Here is an 881-nt window from a genome sequence, read left to right on the forward strand (position 1 = left end):
AAACGAATGAATACGCAAAACGGGGAAACGATGCGGTTTGACTACGATTTCACCGGTACGAGGATTCGAAAGACAAGATCGAGCGATCAAACGAAGACGATCAGTTTGGGAGGACTTTACGAAATCGTAATGACTCCGGGACAATCTCCGCAACATACTCTCTATTTCCGAGGCCTTTCCGGTGACTTGGTCTCGCGCAGTGGTCACGGACGGATGCCGTTCTTCAAACTTCGTTTCAAGAATTTAAGAATGAGGAGAATCTTCTTTCTTGGTTCGATTGGGGGACCAGCCGTTCGAAAGGAGATTCTAACCGGAAAACGTTCACCGAAGGAAAACAAGATTCGGAAGAGACTTCGCTTTACAAAAAGAGTTTCCTTTCTTCCCTAAAAGAAAAGACATTAGGAATATTTTCTTCCGTTCGGATAACGAGTGCGAATACATTTGCAAAACTCTTCACTTTCAACGGGAAGATCGTTCTTTATTCTGTAATTCTACTATTCGGTTTTGGGTTTGTCCTCTTAACGAACGAAGAGAAGCGATTCTCCTTTTTACTTCGTTTCACGACTCCGATCCTACTCCTTTCTTTCAGCGTTTCGAGTTGTTCCGTGCTCATGCCTAAAGGATCGGGTGATCCACCTTGGCTCATCCCGCCTGCGATACCTGCTACAACCCCTTCGATTGCACAACCTTACAATCCCGGAGGAAGCGGAGGAGGAGCAAGTGGAGCTCCCGTTTCTGGAATGATCTTCTTTCATCCGGATCACTTAGGTTCGATCACGATGGTAACGGATGGAGAAGGAAATAGAATCGCCGGTGGAGAGATGGGTGGAGCTTCTCATATCTCTTACAAACCGTATGGAGAGATCCAGAGAAACGACTCC

At 46.2% G+C, this 881-nt stretch carries 2 protein-coding genes; both read left to right on the forward strand.

What is annotated here, in order from left to right:
* Positions 1 to 387, forward strand: a 387-nt coding sequence (locus DLM75_RS24375; RefSeq protein WP_206610875.1) for a hypothetical protein, incomplete at its 5' end; no start/stop codon positions are given.
* Positions 388 to 611: 224 nt separating this feature from the next.
* Positions 612 to 881 (forward strand): hypothetical protein (locus DLM75_RS24040; RefSeq protein WP_147456707.1); only part of this gene is annotated, 270 nt, incomplete at its 3' end.

It is taken from the genome of Leptospira stimsonii (genome assembly GCF_003545885.1).
Taxonomy (GTDB): Bacteria; Spirochaetota; Leptospiria; order Leptospirales; family Leptospiraceae; genus Leptospira; species Leptospira stimsonii.